This is a genomic window from Microbacterium sp. Bi128, assembly GCF_918698205.1.
This window is the reverse complement of record NZ_CAKKMM010000699.1, coordinates 1-2627: the sequence shown is the minus strand read 5'-3', so window position 1 is coordinate 2627 and position 2627 is coordinate 1. Positions and strand designations below refer to the sequence as shown.

Sequence of the window (2627 nt, the reverse complement as noted above, 5' to 3'; positions counted from 1 at the left end):
CACCAGTTGCGCAGTCCTTCCGGGTCCAGGTTCACTAGTGCCGAGACGAAGGGCCGGCCGTCGCCAACGACCACGGCCTGTCCGACCAGCTGGTGCTCCCGGATCTTCTCCTCGAGCGGGCCCGGGGCGACATTCTTGCCGCCGGCTGTGACCAGCAGGTCCTTCTTCCGGCCCGTGATGGTCAGGAATCCGTCCTCGTCGAGGGAGCCGAGGTCGCCGGTCCGGAAGAAACCGTCCACGAAGGCCTCAGCGTTGGCGGCCTCGTTGGCGTGGTAGCCCTTGAAGACGCCGATGCCCTTGACCAGGATCTCGCCGTCGTCGGCCACCCGGACCGTGGTGCCCGGCACCGGGATGCCGACGGTGCCCACCTTGGTCCGCGCCGGGGTGTTGGCTGTGCAGGGCGCCGTGGTTTCGGTCAGGCCGTAGCCTTCCAGGACGGGGATGCCCACGCCGCGGAAAAAATGGGCGTCGTTGGAGCTCAGCGGGCTCGCGCCGGAGACCGTGTACCGCAGCTGGCCGCCGAAGGCCTGCCGGAGCCTGGGATACAGGATCCGGTCGAAGACTGCGTGCCGGGCACGCAGCAGGAGCCCCGGGCCCGTGCCGTTGCCCCGGGAGGCGGCGTCGAGGGCCTTGGAGTAGTCGATCGCGGCCGCCGCTGCGGCTGTGAAGATCCGTTCCTTGCCGGCGGCGTCGGCCTTCTGCGCGGCTCCGGCGTAGACCTTTTCGAAGATCCGGGGGACCACCAGCAGAAAGGTGGGTTTGAAGCTGTCCAGGTCGTCCAGGAGCTCTTTGGCACTGGCGGTGTGGCCGAGGGTGGATCCGGAGCTCAGGCAGACCACCTGTACCGCCCGGGCCAGGACGTGCGCCAGGGGCAGGAACATCAGCGTCCGGGAACGCGGCTGCATGAGGAGCTCGGGCAGGAACAGGACGATGTTCTTGGCCACGAGGGCAAAGTTGGCGTGGGTGATCTCGCAGCCCTTGGGCTTGCCGGTGGTGCCCGAGGTGTAGACCAGGGACGCGACATCCGCCAGGGACGCCGCGGTCCGGTGGCGTTCCAGCTCGGCGTCGGTCACCCCGGTGCCGGCCGCGGCCATGCTTGCCAGGTTCGGTGCGGCGCCGTCGTGCTCCATCCGCACGACGGCAACAAGCCGGTCACCGAGGACGGTGGAGGCGTCCAGGACGCCCTGGACGAGGGCGGCCCTGGCGTGGTCCTCGACGAACACCCGCCGGGCCCCCGAATCATGGAGAATCCACTCGACCTGGGCCGCGGAGGAGGTCTCGTAGATCGGGACGGTGACGCCGCCGGCGAACCAGATGGCGAAGTCCACCACCGTCCACTCGTACCGGGTGGCGGACATGACCGCGACGGTTTCGCCCGGCGTGAGTCCGCCGGCGATCAGGCCCTTGGCAAGGGCAGTGACCTGCTCCAGGAAGTGCTGGACGGAGACGTCGGTCCAGCCGGCGGGGCCTTTGCGGGAGTAGAGGGCGTGCACGGGATCCTTCGCGTGCTGCTCCAGGAGCAGGTCAGTCACGTTGCTCTCCGGGTCCAGCTCCACGAGCAGTCCGGTGCTTGCTTCTCTCACAGCCGAGTCTCCATTTCCTGGTCCGCCCGGAGTTCGGCGGACATTCCCCTGCAATCCTGCCCTAGATCCAGGACGGCATCCACATCCGGATGCGCCAGTCCTGGTACGGGATCACCTCGGCCGTCCAGACCGGGTAGAAGAACGCGGACACCAGCACGGCCGCCACCACGAACAGCGCCACCAGGTAGAACCCGGACCGCCGGCGCCAGAGGGGGTCGGCGCGCTGGCCGAGCACCAGCCCCAGGCAATAGACGAGCGCCAGCACCAGGAACGGTTCAAAGGACACGGCGTAGAAGAAGAAGGTGGTGCGCTCCGGGTACATGAACCAGGGGAGATATCCTGCGGCCACTCCGGCCAGGACTGCGCCGGCGCGCCAGTCGCGGCGGCCCGCCCACCAGAACAGCAGGACACCCAGGCTCACGGCCGCGCTCCACCAGATCAACGGGTTGCCGACGGAGAGGATGGCCGTGGTGCAGTTGGTCAGCTCGCAGCCCGGGGTGCCCTGCCCGGGGGATTCGTAGAAGAAGGACGTGGGCCGGCCCATGACCAGCCAGCTCCAGGCGCTGGCCTCGTAGGGGTGGTCGGCACTGAGGCCCTGGTGGAACTTGTAGGCCTCCAGGTGGTAATGCGCCAGCGACCGAACGGCGTTCGGCAGCCAGCCCCACTCGGCCGAGGGGTTGGCGTCGGCCCAGTGCCTGAAGTAGGCGTCCGTGGAACGGAACCACCCGGTCCAGGTGGCGCCGTAGACCAGGGCGGCCACCGGAACGATGCTCAGGAAGGCCGGGACGCCGTCCTTGAGGATGCCGCCGCTGATCCAGGCATGCACGCCGGCTATGCGCCGCGCACTGAGGTCCCAGAAGACGGTCAGCAGGCCGAATCCGGCCAGAAAGAACAGGGCGGACCATTTCGTGCCGACCGCCAGGCCCAGGCAGACGCCCGCCGCGAGGCGCCACCACCGGATGCCGAGCCAGGGCCCGGAGGTGAGCTGCAGCGCCGAGGGCCGCCCCGTGGCGGAGGCCGCGGCCTGCCGGCCGAGCCGGGCAG

The 2627-nt window shown here is 69.4% G+C and carries 2 protein-coding genes; both read right to left on the bottom strand.

The window, feature by feature from the left end; all coding sequences use genetic code 11:
- Positions 1-1583 (bottom strand): long-chain fatty acid--CoA ligase (locus LQV45_RS25060; RefSeq protein ID WP_230009330.1); only part of this gene is annotated, 1583 nt, incomplete at its 3' end.
- Between the two features lie 61 nt (positions 1584-1644).
- A partial coding sequence (locus LQV45_RS25055; protein ID WP_374208295.1) for a dolichyl-phosphate-mannose--protein mannosyltransferase occupies positions 1645-2627 on the bottom strand: 983 nt, incomplete at its 5' end.